This is a genomic window from uncultured Phascolarctobacterium sp. (genome assembly GCF_905212365.1).
Taxonomy (GTDB): Bacteria; Bacillota; Negativicutes; order Acidaminococcales; family Acidaminococcaceae; genus Phascolarctobacterium_A.
The window spans coordinates 1-15,600 of record NZ_CAJMEH010000052.1; the positions used below are offsets into that span (position 1 = coordinate 1).

The following is a 15,600-nucleotide window of genomic DNA, read 5'->3' on the forward strand; positions in this document are numbered from 1 at the left end:
AGGCGAAAAACACGGCGCACGCTGCCGTAATCGCCCCGCGCCAAATAGCCGGACACAATAATGGATATTGCCACCGGAATACCGGCGGAGGAAATGGACAGCAGCAGCAAATACACCGGATAGGCCATCTGATAAAGGCCGATGCCCTCTCCGCCTAAAAGCCGGGAAAGCAGGATGCGGTTGACGGAGCCGATAACCTTGACCATCAGTCCGGCCATGGTCAGAATCATAGCGCCGCGCAAAAATTTATCCTTACTCACCTGCTTTCACCTCCATTTTATTTCTTATTGAATTTATTGCCCAAAGCCAGCAGCGGCAGCGTGCGCTCCAGCCACGACAAGGGCTGCTCCTGCATACTTCCGGTGCGGTAAATCAGCTGCGATTCCTCGCCGCTTTTAAAGGTCATCGTCTTTTTATGCAGATCGATAAGCTTCATAAAAGCCTCCGGGTCCACCTGCGCCTTAGGCGCAAAGGTTATGCGGATGGTTCCCTGCCGCACATTGATGCCGCGCACGCGCATCAAACGGCATAAGCCCTTCAGCGACGACAAGCGCCACAGGGTTTCCACCTCCGGCGGCGGATTGCCGAAGCGGTCGATAAGCTCGTCCATTAAATCGTCCCGCTCGCTGTAGTCCATCTCTGCAAAACGACGGTACAGCTCCATTTTATAGCGCGGGTCGGCAATATAGGAATCGGGAATATATGCCTCGGCGGGAATTTCCAGCACCGGCTCCGGCTCCTGCGCCGCAACCTTGCCGCTCTGCAAACGCTCGATAGTCTGCTCCAGCATTTCGCAATAGGCGGCAAAGCCTATGCCCACGATATGCCCGTGCTGCTGCGAGCCCAAAAGATTGCCTGCGCCGCGGATTTCCAGATCGCGCATAGCAATCTTAAAGCCTGCTCCCAGCTCCGTAAAATCACGGATGGCCTGCAGCCGCTTTTCCGCGATTTCACTCAGCGCCTTATTGGGCTTATAGACGAAATAAGCGTAAGCCAAACGGGAGCTGCGGCCCACGCGCCCCCGCATCTGGTACAGCTGGGACAGGCCAAAATTTTCCGCCCCGTCGATAATAATTGTATTAGCCAGCGGTACGTCCAAGCCGTTTTCCACGATGGTAGTACAAAGCAAAATATCGCAGCCGCCCTCGTAGAAGGTTATCATAGCGTCCTCCAGGGCGTCCTCGTTCATCTGGCCGTGAGCTATTTTTATGCTCACGCCCGGCACTAAACGGCGCAGGCGGGCAGCTATCGCGTCCAGGCCGCTGACCCGGTTATGAATATAATAAATGCGCCCGCCGCGCCGCAGCTCGCGCTCGATGGCCTCCTTAATCATGCCGTCGTTATATTCGCTGACATAGGTTTCCACCGGCAGGCGATCCTCCGGCGGCGACTCGATAACGCTCATATCGCGGCCCTTAACCAAGGCCAAATGCAGCGTGCGGGGAATGGGCGTTGCCGACAGCGTCAGCACGTCGATACCCGTGCGCCACTTTTTAATTTTTTCCTTCTGCGCCACGCCGAAGCGCTGCTCCTCGTCGATAATCAGCAGCCCCAGATTGGGGAAACGCACGTCGGCCTGCAAAAGGCGGTGCGTGCCGATTAAAATGTCGACGCGCCCGTCCTCCAAATTTTGCAAAATGCGCTTTTGCTCCTTAGCGCTGCAAAAACGGTTCAGCATTTCCACATTCACGCCAAAATTACGCAAACGTTCCTTAAAGGTTAAAAAATGCTGCTGGGCCAGCACCGTGGTCGGCACCATAACAGCCACCTGCTTGCCGTCCACCACGGCTTTAAAGGCGGCACGCAGAGCCACCTCTGTTTTGCCGTAGCCAACGTCGCCGCACAGCAGCCGTTCCATGGGCTGGGGCTTTTCCATATCGGCTTTAATCTCGGCAATGGCTTTAAGCTGGTCGGGAGTTTCCTCATAGGGAAATTCGTCCTCAAACTCCTTTTGCAGCGGCGTATCCGGGCTAAAGGCAAAGCCCGGCACAATCTGCCGCTGGGCGTACAGCCGCAGCAGCTCCTCCGCCAGCTCTGTAATAGCCTTAGCCGCCTTGGAGGTAGTGCGTTTCCAATCGCTGCCGCCCATCTTGGATAAGCGCGGCACAGCGCCCTCGGCGCCCACATATTTATGCAGCAGGCTTACCTGGTCCACCGGTACATACAGCTTATCGTCCCCGGCGTAGGCCAGCAGCAGATAGTCGCGGTGAATGCCGCCGACCTCCACGTTTTCCACGCCGATGTAGCGGCCGATGCCATGGTGCTTATGGACAACATAATCCCCGACCTTAATATCCGAAAAATATTCCAGCTGCTGCCCCTGATGCTTGCTGTGCAGCCGCTTGCGCTTCTGCATACCGAAAATATCGTTTTCCGTCAGCAGCAGCCAGTTGGTATCCCAAAAACGGAAGCCATGGTCCAGCTCACCGTTCATCACATTAACCTTGCCCGGCTTCAAATCCAGCTGCACATAAAGTCCCTTCAACCCGTAATTATGCAGATTTTCCGCAAAGCCGCGGGCCTTAACGCTGCCGGACAGCATCACGATGGGCGTAATGCCGCTGGCCAGCCAGCCGGTCAAATCTTCAACCAGGCGGCTGGTATTTTTATTATAGGGAGCCACCGCCCGCACAGGAATATTCAGCGCCGGCAGCTGGGACAAATAGCTGTGGGACAGCGCGGATACCAGCTGCACATTGCTCCGGCTCAGCTGTTCCAGCAGCTCGTCCTTAGTAAACAGCTCGTCGGCATCGGCCTTATTTTCCTTATCCAGCTTTTCCAGCATTTCAAAGGTTCGCACCGGCTCATCCACAACCACAAGCGTCCGCGCCGCGCAGTAATCCAACACCGAAGCCTCGTACACATCGTCCAAAGCCGCAGCCAGCGCCGCAATTTTAATATTTTCCAGCGTTTTGATGCTGCGCTGGTTATTAACGTCAAAGCTGCGCATAGCGTCCAGCTCATTATCAAACCATTCAACACGCACCGGCGCGCTGCTGTTAATGGGGAAAACATCTAGAATATCGCCGCGCAGGCAAAACTGACCGATAGCGTCCACCTGATCGGTACGCTCATAACCCAGCTCCAGCAGCGTCGCTACTACGTCCTTCTGCTCGTGGGTTTCGCCCACTGCCAGCCGCAGCTCCTTACTATTCTGCGCCGAAGGCCGCAGCTGTTTCTGCTGCAGAGCCTCCGCCGTAATAAAAACTATGCCCCTCTCCTCGCCCTGCAAAAAGCGCAGCGCCGCCGCACGCCCGGCCTGCAGCTCCAGGCTTTGGGTATCGGCCTGCACCCGCGGCAGACTGACGGGATACAGCTCCTGCATGGGCAGATCGGGATAAAAATAATTCAGCTCCCGGCGGTAAGCGCGAATTTCCTCACGGGACGCCGTAATAAAGGCCAGGCTGCCGCGCTCGCCTGCAAGCTTATCCACGGCAGCAAAAAAGACCGGCTTGCAGCTTTGCGCCAACCCGGTTAAAATACAGGCCTGTTTGTCCAAATGATAAAGGGCTGCCTGCCGCACCTCGCGCACGGCGGCTACCTGTTTAAGTAAAATATTATCCATCACTTTTGCAAATTCTAAAGAAAACTTAGGACTGAGGCAGGCGTCCTCTGCGCGCAGCAAAGTCGGCTTGCCGTCAGTCCCTGCAAATAAACAAATTACAGTTTTACTGCCAATACCTTGCGGTCCAGGCTATGAATAGCGTCCACAAAGCGAACCGTGCCAGTTTTATAGCGGGCGGAAATAGTATGGGTACGCACGCCGTCGGCAAAATAACGCAGACCGTGCAGCATATTGCAGTTTGTAATAGCCGTAGCGGTAAACATGCAGTCGTCGCCTTTTACCAAATCCTCCAAGGTCAAAACCTTATTAACGTCGGCAATGCCCATCTTCAGGCAGCGCTGTACCTGCGCGTCGTCCTCAGGGCACAGGCGGGCCTGCATATCGCCGCCCAGGCATTTTACGGCTGCCGCGCCCAAAACGCCTTCGGGAGCGCCGCCCTTGCCCACATACATATGAATGCCGCTGCCTTCAATGCAGCATTCCACGATGGGGTTAACGTCGCCGTCGGTAATCAGGGAAATACGCGCGCCGGCCTTTCTGATTTCCTCCATCAGTGGATAATGACGCTCGCGGTCCAGCAGCACTACGTTCAAATCGGAAACCTTACGCTCCATAGCCTTAGCTACGCGCTCCAGATTTTCGGAAATAGGCGCGTCAATATCGATGCAGCCCTTAGCGCGGGGGCCGACGGCAATTTTATCCATATACATATCGGGAGCGTGCAGCAGACATCCGCGGGGAGCGATAGCAATAACGGCGATCGCGCCGGGCTGGCCTTTAGCCACCAGATTAGTGCCTTCCACCGGGTCAACGGCAATATCAACAGCCGGGCCGCCTGCGCCAACCTCTTCGCCGATATACAGCATCGGCGCTTCGTCCATTTCGCCTTCGCCGATAACTACTGTACCGTTAATATTTACGGTATCAAAAGCAGCGCGCATAGCGTCAACCGCCAAACCGTCGGCGCCGTTCTTGTCGCCCCTGCCCACCAAACGGCCGCAGGCAATAGCGGCAGCCTCGGTAACGCGTACAAATTCCATAGAAAGCTCTCTGTTCATCCTTACATCACTCCTTAATATTTTTGCACAGTATGCGTGAAAATTATCAAATATTTACTCTTTAATTATGACACTTTCGGACTGTTTTAGCAACGAGAAAATCAAATCCCTTTTACCATCCATAAGTTATCAGCTTAACCAAAAGCTGCCAGGGCAGCACGAAAACAATATACATTAAAAGCAGGCTGAACAGCAGCGCCACCAACGAGCGGAAGCAATCAATAAGATAAACCGCCTCCAAAGTGCGCACCAATAGATACAGCATCCAAACAAAGCCCGCTAAAACAATGATCCCCAGCAGCGGCAACCCGCCAAGTCCCAGCTTGCCTGCCAGCAGCGCTCCCGGCGTCAGCAGCAAAAAGGGCAGAGTGGTATAGCCCAAAAGGCATATCAAGCCCACCGGGTCGCCGGCCAAAGCGCCGAAGGTTTCCATAATGCCGTGCAGCAAAAAGCCGTATAACGACAAAGCCGTCGCCATAATCAAAACAGTCGCCAGTATAATGGCAAAGCGCACCTGCAGCGGCTGCTCCAGCAGCCAGCAATTAGTGACCACACCGGTGAAAAAGCCCACGCTGATGGTAAAATAAAACGCGCTGCGCCACAGGCAGGGCTGCTTGACCAGTGCCGCCAGCCCCGCTCCCGGCTCAAAAAGCACGTCGAAGGTTTTGCGCCTCATAGCTCATCACCTCACAACGGCAGGCGCCGCACTGGGCTGCAGGCTGCTTTGCAGCTGCTGCAGCAGCTCTCCTTTAATCATATTGGCAATCTGAGCACTCAGCAAAAATTCCCAGGGCTGCTGCTTAGCGCGTTCTTTAACGGCAGGCAGGCCGTCGCTGCCCGGCTTAATGCCGCCCAGCTCGCCAGCCGCTGCCAAAGCATCGTAATAATCGCCTATCTCGTCCACCAGCCCCAGATTCTTCGCCTGCTGGCCGGTATAAACGCGGCCGTCGGCCAGCTGCCGTACCTTGCTCTGGTCCATCTGACGGCCCACAGCTACCGTAGCCACAAACTGCTCGTAAATTTCGTTGACGATATTTTGCAGAAGGGCTTTTTCCTCCTCCGTCATAGGACGATCGCTGCTCATAATATCCTTATAGGGTCCGCTCTTAATCTTATCGCTGGTAATGCCGATTTTCTTAAACAGCTCCTCCGTATTCATATACGGCATATACACGCCGATGCTGCCGGTTAAGGTCGTAGCGTTAGCGTAAACCTTATCGCTGGCGCAGGCTGCAATCCAGTAAGCTGCGCTGGCCCCAGTATTGCCCATCGTCGCTACAATGGGCTTTTTGGTAGTGCTTTTGAAGCGCATCAGCTCCCGGCCCACTTCCTCGGCTGCCGTAGCGCTGCCGCCGCCGCTGTCGATACGCAGCACCAGAGCCTTCACGCTGTCGTCAGCCGCAGCCTCGCGGATTTGACGCATCAGGCTGCCGCTGGTAACGCCCCCGGTCTGGTTAAACAGCGTATCCCGGCTATCTCCGCCGCTGATAATCGTACCTTCAATATTGATAACGGCCACTCTGTCGGGTACCGTCACGCTTTTTTCATTATTATTATTGCCCTTGAGCAGCGATACCACAAAGCTCAGCACTGCCAGCAGCAGCACCGCACTGATAAAAATTTTCTTGAGCATAGCAACCTCCTTTTATGGCGCTGATAAAATAGGCAAACTGCCATTCAACAGTCTGCCTTTGAAAAATTCTACTTTTGTTCCCGCAAAGCAGCTGCAATAAAATCGCGGAACAGCGGATGGGGATTGGTCGGACGGGATTTAAATTCCGGATGGAACTGCGCGCCCAGGAACCAAGGATGCACGCTTTCCGGCAGCTCCACAATTTCCACCAAACGTCCGTTAGGCAGCGTACCGCCCAGCTTCAGGCCTTTATCCACGATCTCTTCGCGGAAGGCATTATTAAATTCGTAACGGTGACGATGGCGCTCGTAAATCAGCTCCTCGTTATAAGCCTTCATGGTCAGCGTATCGGGATAAACCTTGCAGGGATACAGGCCAAGGCGCATAGTACCGCCCATATCCTCTACATCCAGCTGCTCCGGCATCAAATCGATAACAGGATGCGCAGTTTCCGGCGCAAATTCCGAGCTGTTGGCGTCGGCCATACCGCAAACGTGGCGGGCGAACTCGATAACGGCGCACTGCATACCCAGGCAAATACCAAAGAACGGAATCTTATTTTCACGGGCGTATTGAATTGCCTTAATCTTGCCTTCAATGCCGCGATTGCCAAAGCCGCCGGGCACCAGAATGCCGTCCACGCCTTCCATAACCTCAGTCATATCGACGGAATCGCCCTCAATCTTTTCAGCGTTCACCCATTTAATATCCAGCTCCGCTTCGTTGGCTACGGCAGCATGGCGCAGGGATTCGGTAATGCTGATATAAGCGTCCTGCAGCTCCACATATTTGCCTACGACGGCGATAGTTACCTTGCGGTCGTATTTTTTCAGAATGCGTGCTACCATATCATGCCAGCCAGACATATCCTTAGGCTTATCCTCCATATCCAGCTTGCGCAACACAATGGAATCCAGCTGCTGCTCCTCCATCAGCATGGGCACCTGATAAATACTCTTAGCCGTCAGATTTTGAATAACTGCATCCGGATCAACATCGCAGAACATAGCCATCTTTTCGCGCATCTCTTTGGAAATGGGCTTTTCGCTGCGACATACGATAATGTCAGGAGAAATACCTATGCTGCGCAGCTCCTTAACGCTGTGCTGCGTCGGCTTGGTTTTCAGCTCGCCTGCTGCGGCAATGTAAGGAACAAGCGTAACGTGAATGTAAAGCACATCGTTGCGCCCTACTTCTTTCTTTACTTGCCGGATAGCCTCTAAAAAGGGCAGGCTTTCAATATCGCCGACGGTACCGCCGATTTCCGTAATAACAAAATCAGCGTTATCCTGCTGCCCAACGATGAATACGCGTTCCTTAATAGCATTGGTAATATGGGGAATTACCTGCACCGTACCGCCAAGATAATCGCCGCGGCGCTCTTTATTGATAACGGACTGATAAATTTTACCCGTAGTAGTATTGGAATTTTTGGACAGGTTAATATCGATAAAGCGCTCGTAATGACCCAAATCCAAGTCGGTTTCCGCACCATCGTCTGTTACGAAAACCTCGCCATGCTGGTAAGGGCTCATCGTGCCAGGGTCGATATTGATATACGGGTCGAACTTTTGAATAGTCACGCGATAGCCGCGGCTTTTCAGCAAACGCCCCAAAGAAGCAGCTGTAATGCCCTTGCCTAAAGAAGAAACAACACCGCCAGTTACAAAAATGTACTTAGTATTAGCCATAATAGTAATCCCCCTCAAGATTTCAAAAATGTCTGCGGTAAAATTTGCTATATTAAATTATCTATTTTCAAAGCCCATCGTCAGCAAGTTTTTTATATATATTAGCTGCTGACAACAGAATTTAAAACTAACCGGCAAAGCTCCTGCTTACATTCTTTCAGGCGCAGATACGCCCAAAATGCCCAAGCCATGGCGAATGGTATGCCCTACTGCCTTTACCAAAGCAATACGCGCCTGCTGCAATTCCGGCTCCACGCCCAAAATGCGGCACTGATTGTAGAAGGAGTGGAAAAGCCCCGCCAGCTCGTAGGCATAAGTTGCCACATGATGCACAGCACGATCCCGAGCTGCCGCAGCAATCATTTCCGGATATTTGCCCAGCTTTTTAATCAGCTCCAGCTCTTCCGGAGCCTGCAGCGCATCCAGCTTCAGCTCGCTTGCAGTCACTTCCTCAATGCCTGCTTCCGCCAGCTGCCGGCCAATACTTGCTATACGCGCATGGGCATACTGAATATAGTAAACCGGATTCTCATTGGATTTTTCCGTAGCCAACGTCATATCAAAATCTAATTGGCTGTCAAGAGAACGCATACAGAAGAAGTAGCGCGCAGCATCAGTTCCAACCTCGTCCATCAGCTCCCGCAGCGTAATAGTTTCGCCGGTGCGCTTGGAAAGCTTAACAACGTCGCCATTACGATAAAGCCGAACCATTTGCAGCAGCATAACCTCCAAATCCGCAGGATTATAACCCAATGCTTCCACAGCAGCCTTCACACGGGCAATATAGCCATGGTGGTCAGCACCCCACAGATCAATAACATGCTTAAAGCCGCGTTCAAATTTATTGCGGTGGTAAGCTATATCCGCAGCGAAATAGGTGGGTACGCCATTGTCACGGATTACCACGCGGTCTTTATCATCGCCAAAGGGAGTGGTTCTGAACCACAGAGCGCCGCCTTCTTCGTACAAATGCCCTCGTGCCTTCAGTTCAGCGCAAGCCTCACAAATCTTGTCGGCAGCGTGCAGGCTCTTCTCGCTGAACCACACGTCGTATTTTACGCCAAAGGCCTCCAAATCCTCCTTCAGCCCTGCCAGCTTTTCTTTATAAGCAATTTCCAGGAATTTAGCCAGACGCTCCTTTTCATCTAAATCTGCAAATTCCCTGCCATAAATGCGGATAATGCGCTGCGCCGTTTCAATAATATCATAGCCATGATAGCCATTTTCAGGAAAATCAATTCCCGTAGGCAGCTCATCCAGCATTTTTACTGTCAAATCAGCAGGTACGCCGCCCATCTCCTCCAGCTTTAACAGCTGCAGATACCTAGCATTGACGGACGCGGCCAGATTGTTCATTTGATTGCCGGCATCATTGATGTAAAATTCGCTCTCCACATCATAGCCAGCCGCACGCAGCAGGTTCACCATAGCGCTGCCCACAGCAGCGCCGCGCGCATGACCAATATGCAGCGGCCCGGTTGGGTTGGCGCTGACATATTCTACCTGCACACGCCCAAGGCTATTAGCAGGCAAATTGCCATAATTCTCACCTGCAGCCAAAATTCCGGACAGCAGCTCCGCCGTCCAGTTCTGCTTTAAATAAAAATTGATAAAGCCAGGCCCTGCGATTTCCATTTTCTCCACGGAAGCACAGTCCAGATTGTCAACAATAGCCTGAGCAATCTGACGCGGTGCGCAGTGCAGGCTGCGAGCAGACTGCATAGCAAAATTAGTTGCAAAATCGCCAAACTCCTTTTGTGGCGGCACCTCAAGCATCACCTCAGGCAAGGTTCCCGGCTTCAGCTTCCCGCTGTCGATTGCTTTTTGCGCCGCAGCCTTAATAGCAGCAGCTAATGTATCTTTTATATCCAAAGTAAGTCTCTCCTTATTTCTTATTTAGTTTCATACACAGGATCATTGGTCAGCTCCACACCCAACTTCTTGAAGATCTTGAAATCGCCGTCCGTCAGCATCACTGTGGAATGCGCCTGACAACCCTTCAGCTTAGGCAGCTGCTCCAATGCCAGCTTAGCCAAGCTATCCGTGGCCGCGCACATCGACAGGGCAATCAGCACTTCATCCATATGCAGGCGCGGGTTTTTGCTCCCCAAATACTGTGTCTTTAATCCCTGAATAGGATTAATATAAGTTGGAGAAATAAGATGCATCTCATCTGCAATTTTTCCCAACGCCTTGACAGCGTTCAGCAAAACAGCGCTGGCAGGCCCCAGCAAATCCGTAGTTTTACCAACAGCGAACTCTCCATCGGGCAGCTCCAGCGCAATCACAGCGCACTTACGCTCCTCCGCCACCTTTTTGGCCACGGTAACTACACGGCGGTCATTGATGCTGACCTTTGCCTGCTTCATAAGCAGCTCCAACGTGTAAACCTCCTGCTTCGCAGCTTCATCCTTTATCATGCGGTTCCACGACTGATAGTAGCGGCGAATGATTTCCTGACGGGATGCTTCACAGCAGACCTCATCATCGCAAATACAATTACCGGCCATATTCACACCCATATCCGTAGGCGATTTATAGGGACAATAGCCATAAATACCCTCAAAAATCGCCGCCAGTACAGGATAAATTTCCACATCTCGATTATAATTAACGGTAGTAACGCCATAGGCTTCCAAGTGGAATGGGTCAATCATATTCACATCCTGCAAATCCGCAGTAGCAGCCTCGTAGGCCATATTCACAGGATGCTTCAGTGGCAGGTTCCAAATGGGGAAGGTTTCAAATTTGGCATAACCGGCTTTAATGCCCCGTTTATTTTCATGATAGAGCTGGGAAAGGCAGGTAGCCATCTTGCCGCTGCCAGGGCCAGGCGCCGTAACAACTACCAGCGGACGAGTTGTTTCCACATAGTCATTCCTGCCGTAGCCCTCATCACTGACTATATGCTCCACATTGTGGGGGTAGCCCTCGATAGGATAATGGAAATAAACCTTAATATCTATAGCTTCAAGCTTATTCTTAAAGCTGGCAATAGATTTCTGCCCTTTATATTGGGTAATGACCACACTGCTTACATAAAGCCCTTTGGAGCGGTACACATCTACTAAACGCAGTACATCCAAATCATAAGTCAGACCCAAGTCATGCCGCACCTTATTATTTTCAATATCATCGGCATTGATGGAAATAATCATTTCCGCCTGCTCCGCAAGCTGCAGCAACATTTGCAGCTTGCTGTCGGGAGCAAAGCCTGGCAGCACTCTAGAAGCATGGTAATCATCAAAAAGCTTACCACCAAATTCCAAATACAGCTTATCGCCAAACTTACTGATGCGCTCCTTAATATGCTCAGACTGCATAGTCAAATACTTGTGATTATCAAAGCCAATTTTCATCTCAAACTTCCTCGATTTCGATTAAAATCCGCATCTCGCCATAAGGATTTTCCCCATGATATAATGTATATTCTATCTCCAGCCGCCAAACGCCTTCCCGGAAATAAGTGTATAAATAGCTTGTTTCCGTAGTCAGAGGAATGGTCAGATAGGGAGTTTTATAAATGCTTCTGTCCAAATAGCCACGGCAAAATTCCTGACGGTGATCCACCGTACCGCTGCGCAGAATAATAACGCGCTCCTGATCCCATTTCACAGTAGTCTTGGTACCCTCCAGCCCCGACTGGGAATCTTCGTGGTACATCACATAATACTTGCCGTTTTTATCCGTCATCGTACCCTTGTAATGCTGCTCGATGGAGTGCGCCGCGCTGCCGCCTTCTTTAGTTGTACTTAAAATACGAATTTTTACCGCCTGCATCTAAATTCTCCGTAAACACGACTAGAGCCTGCAGCCTTTTCGTTCCAACTTTATGATCGAAAGGCAGCAAGCCCTAAAAGATTTTTGTCAATCTAATGCGGTGTTCTGCACTAAAAAAGACTTCTATATTCTTCAATATTATATAACAGGCGTCAGACTGCGTCAAGAAAAAGTACGCCAGCAATTCAGCCTGTAAACAAGTACTCAATTTCCTTTCATATAAACAAGATTAGCAAGAGAATCAAACTCTACATTCACTCCAGCTCCGCAGCGGCCAGCCGCAGCTGCTCCAAGGCCCGCAGCAGCGTAGCCCGCGGACAAGCGATGTTGATGCGTTCAAAGCCTTCGCCTGCCGCGCCGAAAATGCCGCCGCTGTCCAGCCACAAATGAGCCTTATGCCACAGCCACTGCTCCCGCTGAGCGGCAGTCATGCCCAAAGCGCTGCAATCCAGCCACAGCAGATACGTTCCCTCCGGCTCGATGAGCTTAATCTGCGGCAAATGCTGCGCCAGATAATTTTTCACAAAAGAAATATTGGCGCGAATATATTTCTTAACCTGCCGCAGCCAGTCCTCGCCGCCGGCATAAGCCGCTTCGCAGGCCGCCAGACCCAAAGCGTTGAGCTGGCTGTAGCCAGCAGCGTTGACCTGCTTGCGAAAAGCGCGGCGCAGCTGTAAATTGGGAATAAAAATGTTGGACGCCTGCAGCCCGGCGATATTAAAGGTTTTGCTGGGCGCAGTGCAGACGATGCAGTTATTGGCATAGGCTTCGCCTAAATTGGCAAAAACCGTATGCTGATGACCGTCCCAGCAAAAATCGGCGTGAATTTCATCGCTCAAAACAATAACCTGATGGCGCAGGCAAATATCGCCTACGCGGCTCAGCTCCTGCCGCGTCCACACGCGCCCCACCGGATTATGGGGCGAGCACAGCAGCATGAGCTTTACCTTTTGCTCGACGATTTGTCGCTCCAAATCCTCAAAGTCCATTTCATAGCGTCCGCCGCGCAATACCAACGGCGAATCCGCCAGCCGCCGCCCGTTATCTTCGATAACTTCGGAAAAAGGATAGTAAACCGGCCGCTGAATCAACACCGCATCGCCCGGCCCAGTATAAGCCTTCACCGCCATAGCCAGCGCAAAGACTACGCCGGGAGTTTTCGTCAGCCATTCGCGCCGTACCTGCCAGTCAAAATGTTTGGCGTACCAATCCTGCACGGCGGCAAAATAAGCGTCGCCTGCTTCGCTGTAGCCAAAAATTCCGTGGCGGCAGCGCTCCGCCAACGCCTGCGTAATTTCTGCGGCCACGGGGAAATCCATATCCGCCACCCACAGGGGCAGCACGTCCGCCGGACGCCCCCGCTGCACGGCAAAATCATATTTCAAACAATCGGTGTTACGGCGGTCCACCACCTTATCAAAATCATATACGGTCATCATGCCACCTCTTTAAAGCCCGGCAAAGGCCTGCTGCAAATCGGCCAGCAAGTCCTCGATGCCCTCGATGCCCACGGACAAACGCAGCAGGCTGTCGGTAATGCCCTTGGCCGCGCATTCCTCCGGCGGCAGGTCGGCGTGAGTCTGACGGATGGGATAGGTAATCAGGCTTTCCGTACCGCCCAGGCTTTCGGCAAATTTAATCAGCTTCACGTGCTCCAAAACGTGCTTAGCAGCGGCGGCGTCCTTCACAGCAAAGGATATCATGCCGCCGCAGCCGCTGGTCTGCGCCGCGTTAATGGCGTAGCCGGGATGCTCCGGCAAACCGGGATACAGCACGTACTGCACCTGCGGCTGCTTTTGCAGCCATGTGGCCAGCTCTAAAGCGTTCTTTTGGTGCTGCTCCATGCGCAGCGGCAGCGTTTTAATGCCGCGGATTGCCAGCCAAGCGTCCAATGCGCCCAGGCAGGCGCCGGTGGTTTTGTAAATCAGGCGCAGCTTTTCGGCAAGCGCCGCATCCTTAGCCACAGTGAAGCCAGCCAGAATATCGTTATGCCCGCTGAGATATTTAGTACCGCTGTGAATAACGATATCTGCGCCCAAAGCCAGCGGCTTTTGGAAATACGGCGTCAGGAAAGTATTATCGACGATGACCAGCAGGCCGCGCTCCTTCGCCAGCCTGCCGATAGCCCGCAAATCGGAAATTTCCATAGTGGGATTGGTCGGCGTTTCCAAAAAGACAGCCTTGGTATTGGGGCGCAGCGCCGCCTTGATTTCCTCTAAGCTGGAGGTATGCACGCTGGTAAATTCCACGCCGTTAGGCGCATACATAGAGCGAAAAATGCGGAAGGAGCCGCCGTATAAATCGTTGCCCGTAATAATGTGGTCGCCGGGTGCGAACAGGCGCAGCACCGCATCCACCGCCGCCATGCCGGAGGCGAAAGCCAGCGCGTCCACGCCCTCCTCCAGCGCAGCCACCAGCTGCTCCAGCCGGGCGCGGGTGGGGTTGGATTCGCGAGTATAATTAAAGCCCGTGGTATCGCCCAACTTAGGGTGAGCGAAGGTTGAAGAAATATAAATCGCTGGAGTAATAGCGCCGGTGGCGTCGGTTTCGCCAATGGCATGAATACATTTAGTTGCAAAATCCATAAGTACATCCCTCCTGAAATTTTTAACGCGCGCATCAAACAGTACGGCGGCGGTACCTGCCGCAGCGGTTTTCCGCCAGCCGGAACAGCGCCTGCGTCAGCGAGCATAAGATAATATAAGCGACGAAAACGTCGATATAGGCTTCCACATAATTATAGCCGTAGGAGGCAGCAATTTTCCCCACAGCCGTCACGTCCTTCACCGCCATCATAAAGGCCAGCGAGGTATTTTTAAGCAGATTAACCGCCACATTGCAGAGCGAAGGCAAAGCAACGGTCAGCGCCTGCGGAATAATAATACGTATATAGGTATGAAAGGTAGAGATACCTATAGCCCAGCCGGCTTCCAATTGCCCGGCAGAAACGCTGCCCAACGCGCTACGGAAAACCTCGGACAGCACGGCGATAGTGCTAATGGTAAAAATAATATAAGCGTACCAAATGGTGTTCAAATCGAAAATATTATATTGAATGCCCAACTCCTTAAAAATTACATTGAGCACGCTGGGCAGCAGGCTGTAGATAATCAAAATCTGAATTACTACGGGAACGCCGCGAATCAGCGAAATATACAATTTGATAGGCCCCTGCACATAAGGAGTATTGCGCAAGCGGGCCAAAGCCATAAAAAAGGCGAAGGGAGCGGCCACCAGAAGCGCCACCGCCGTCAGGGACAGCGTCACCGGCACGCCCCGCAGCAGCAGCCCCAAGGTGTTCAGCATAAATTGATAATTCAGCTCCATTTAACGCGCCTCCCTTCCGCCTTTAAACTTCTGCGGCTGCAAAAAATTTTCCAGCCGCAAAATTCCTTCCGCTAACAGCAGCGACAGTAGCCAATAAATCAAGCCAACGGCAATGTAAACCTCCAAAGCCGACGCGCCGTAGGCACGGGCAACAATCATCTGTCCAGCGCCCAACAAATCAATCAGACCTATGGTATAAGCCAGAGAGCCTTCCTTGAGCAGGCTGAGCAGCGAATTGCCAAAATTCGGCAGGGCAATAACCGCCGCCTGTGGCAAAACAATACGGCGCAGCGCCAGCAGAGGGGAAAGCCCGGCGCTGACCGCCGCCTCGTACTGCCCCTTGTCCACCGCCAGGTAGGCCGCCCGCATCACCTCGGAAATACTAGCGGCAAACAGCAGCGTGAAGGTGATGATAACAAATACCGCGCGGCTTAAATCATTGATATCGTAATCGAAAACCTCTAACAAAAATTTGGGCAGACCGTAAAAGACGATGAACAGCAGGACGATGGACGGCGTGCAGCGCAGCATATAAATATAAGTTTC

At 52.4% G+C, this 15,600-nt stretch carries 13 protein-coding genes; all 13 read right to left on the reverse strand.

Annotated features, from left to right (window positions below):
* Positions 1-260 (reverse strand): oligosaccharide flippase family protein (locus QZ105_RS08150; protein ID WP_293729403.1); only part of this gene is annotated, 260 nt, incomplete at its 3' end.
* A gap of 17 nt (positions 261-277) precedes the next feature.
* The gene (gene mfd / locus QZ105_RS08155; protein ID WP_293729404.1) at positions 278-3,565 is read right to left on the reverse strand and encodes a transcription-repair coupling factor; all 3,288 of its coding nucleotides are present in this window, start codon (positions 3,563-3,565) and stop codon (positions 278-280) included.
* 95 nt (positions 3,566-3,660) lie between these two features.
* A complete protein-coding gene (gene glpX, locus QZ105_RS08160) occupies positions 3,661-4,623 on the reverse strand; it encodes a class II fructose-bisphosphatase (RefSeq protein ID WP_293729406.1) in 963 nt (320 codons plus the stop codon).
* A gap of 112 nt (positions 4,624-4,735) precedes the next feature.
* Positions 4,736-5,299 carry a YIP1 family protein gene (locus QZ105_RS08165; protein ID WP_293729408.1) on the reverse strand — a complete coding sequence of 188 codons (564 nt, stop codon included), beginning with the start codon at positions 5,297-5,299 and terminating at the stop codon, positions 4,736-4,738.
* Between the two features lie 6 nt (positions 5,300-5,305).
* Positions 5,306-6,256 (reverse strand): signal peptide peptidase SppA, encoded by a 951-nt coding sequence (sppA, locus tag QZ105_RS08170; RefSeq protein WP_293729410.1) that lies wholly within the window; start codon positions 6,254-6,256, stop codon positions 5,306-5,308.
* A 68-nt stretch (positions 6,257-6,324) separates the two neighbouring features.
* Positions 6,325-7,947: a CTP synthase gene (locus QZ105_RS08175; RefSeq protein WP_293729412.1), complete on the reverse strand. Its 1,623-nt coding sequence runs from the start codon at positions 7,945-7,947 to the stop codon at positions 6,325-6,327.
* 147 nt (positions 7,948-8,094) lie between these two features.
* The gene (gene argS, locus QZ105_RS08180; RefSeq protein ID WP_293729413.1) at positions 8,095-9,819 is read right to left on the reverse strand and encodes an arginine--tRNA ligase; all 1,725 of its coding nucleotides are present in this window, start codon (positions 9,817-9,819) and stop codon (positions 8,095-8,097) included.
* 20 nt (positions 9,820-9,839) lie between these two features.
* Positions 9,840-11,306, reverse strand: coding sequence for a DUF1846 domain-containing protein (locus tag QZ105_RS08185; protein ID WP_293729414.1), 1,467 nt, complete (start codon positions 11,304-11,306; stop codon positions 9,840-9,842).
* A 1-nt stretch (position 11,307) separates the two neighbouring features.
* Entirely contained in the window at positions 11,308-11,727 is a 420-nt protein-coding gene (locus QZ105_RS08190) for a DUF1934 domain-containing protein (protein WP_293729415.1), read from the reverse strand.
* Positions 11,728-11,981: 254 nt separating this feature from the next.
* Positions 11,982-13,163 carry a MalY/PatB family protein gene (locus QZ105_RS08195; protein WP_366936024.1) on the reverse strand — a complete coding sequence of 394 codons (1,182 nt, stop codon included), beginning with the start codon at positions 13,161-13,163 and terminating at the stop codon, positions 11,982-11,984.
* A gap of 12 nt (positions 13,164-13,175) precedes the next feature.
* Entirely contained in the window at positions 13,176-14,312 is a 1,137-nt protein-coding gene (locus tag QZ105_RS08200; protein ID WP_293729418.1) for a PLP-dependent aspartate aminotransferase family protein, read from the reverse strand.
* 34 nt (positions 14,313-14,346) lie between these two features.
* Complete coding sequence (locus QZ105_RS08205; RefSeq protein WP_293729419.1) at positions 14,347-15,054, reverse strand: amino acid ABC transporter permease; 708 nt, start codon at positions 15,052-15,054, stop codon at positions 14,347-14,349.
* Positions 15,055-15,600 (reverse strand): amino acid ABC transporter permease (locus QZ105_RS08210; RefSeq protein ID WP_293729420.1); only part of this gene is annotated, 546 nt, incomplete at its 5' end.

Excerpts from the sequence above, each read along its gene's own strand:
- QZ105_RS08175 (WP_293729412.1), bottom strand. The coding sequence starts at position 7,947 with ATGGCTAATACTAAGTACATTTTTGTAACTGGCGGTGTTGTTTCTTCT.
- sppA (WP_293729410.1), bottom strand. The coding sequence starts at position 6,256 with ATGCTCAAGAAAATTTTTATCAGTGCGGTGCTGCTGCTGGCAGTGCTG.
- glpX (WP_293729406.1), bottom strand. The coding sequence starts at position 4,623 with ATGAACAGAGAGCTTTCTATGGAATTTGTACGCGTTACCGAGGCTGCC.
- QZ105_RS08195 (WP_366936024.1), bottom strand. The coding sequence starts at position 13,163 with ATGACCGTATATGATTTTGATAAGGTGGTGGACCGCCGTAACACCGAT.
- QZ105_RS08185 (WP_293729414.1), bottom strand. The coding sequence starts at position 11,306 with ATGAAAATTGGCTTTGATAATCACAAGTATTTGACTATGCAGTCTGAG.
- mfd (WP_293729404.1), bottom strand. The coding sequence starts at position 3,565 with ATGGATAATATTTTACTTAAACAGGTAGCCGCCGTGCGCGAGGTGCGG.
- QZ105_RS08200 (WP_293729418.1), bottom strand. The coding sequence starts at position 14,312 with ATGGATTTTGCAACTAAATGTATTCATGCCATTGGCGAAACCGACGCC.
- QZ105_RS08165 (WP_293729408.1), bottom strand. The coding sequence starts at position 5,299 with ATGAGGCGCAAAACCTTCGACGTGCTTTTTGAGCCGGGAGCGGGGCTG.
- QZ105_RS08190 (WP_293729415.1), bottom strand. The coding sequence starts at position 11,727 with ATGCAGGCGGTAAAAATTCGTATTTTAAGTACAACTAAAGAAGGCGGC.
- QZ105_RS08205 (WP_293729419.1), bottom strand. The coding sequence starts at position 15,054 with ATGGAGCTGAATTATCAATTTATGCTGAACACCTTGGGGCTGCTGCTG.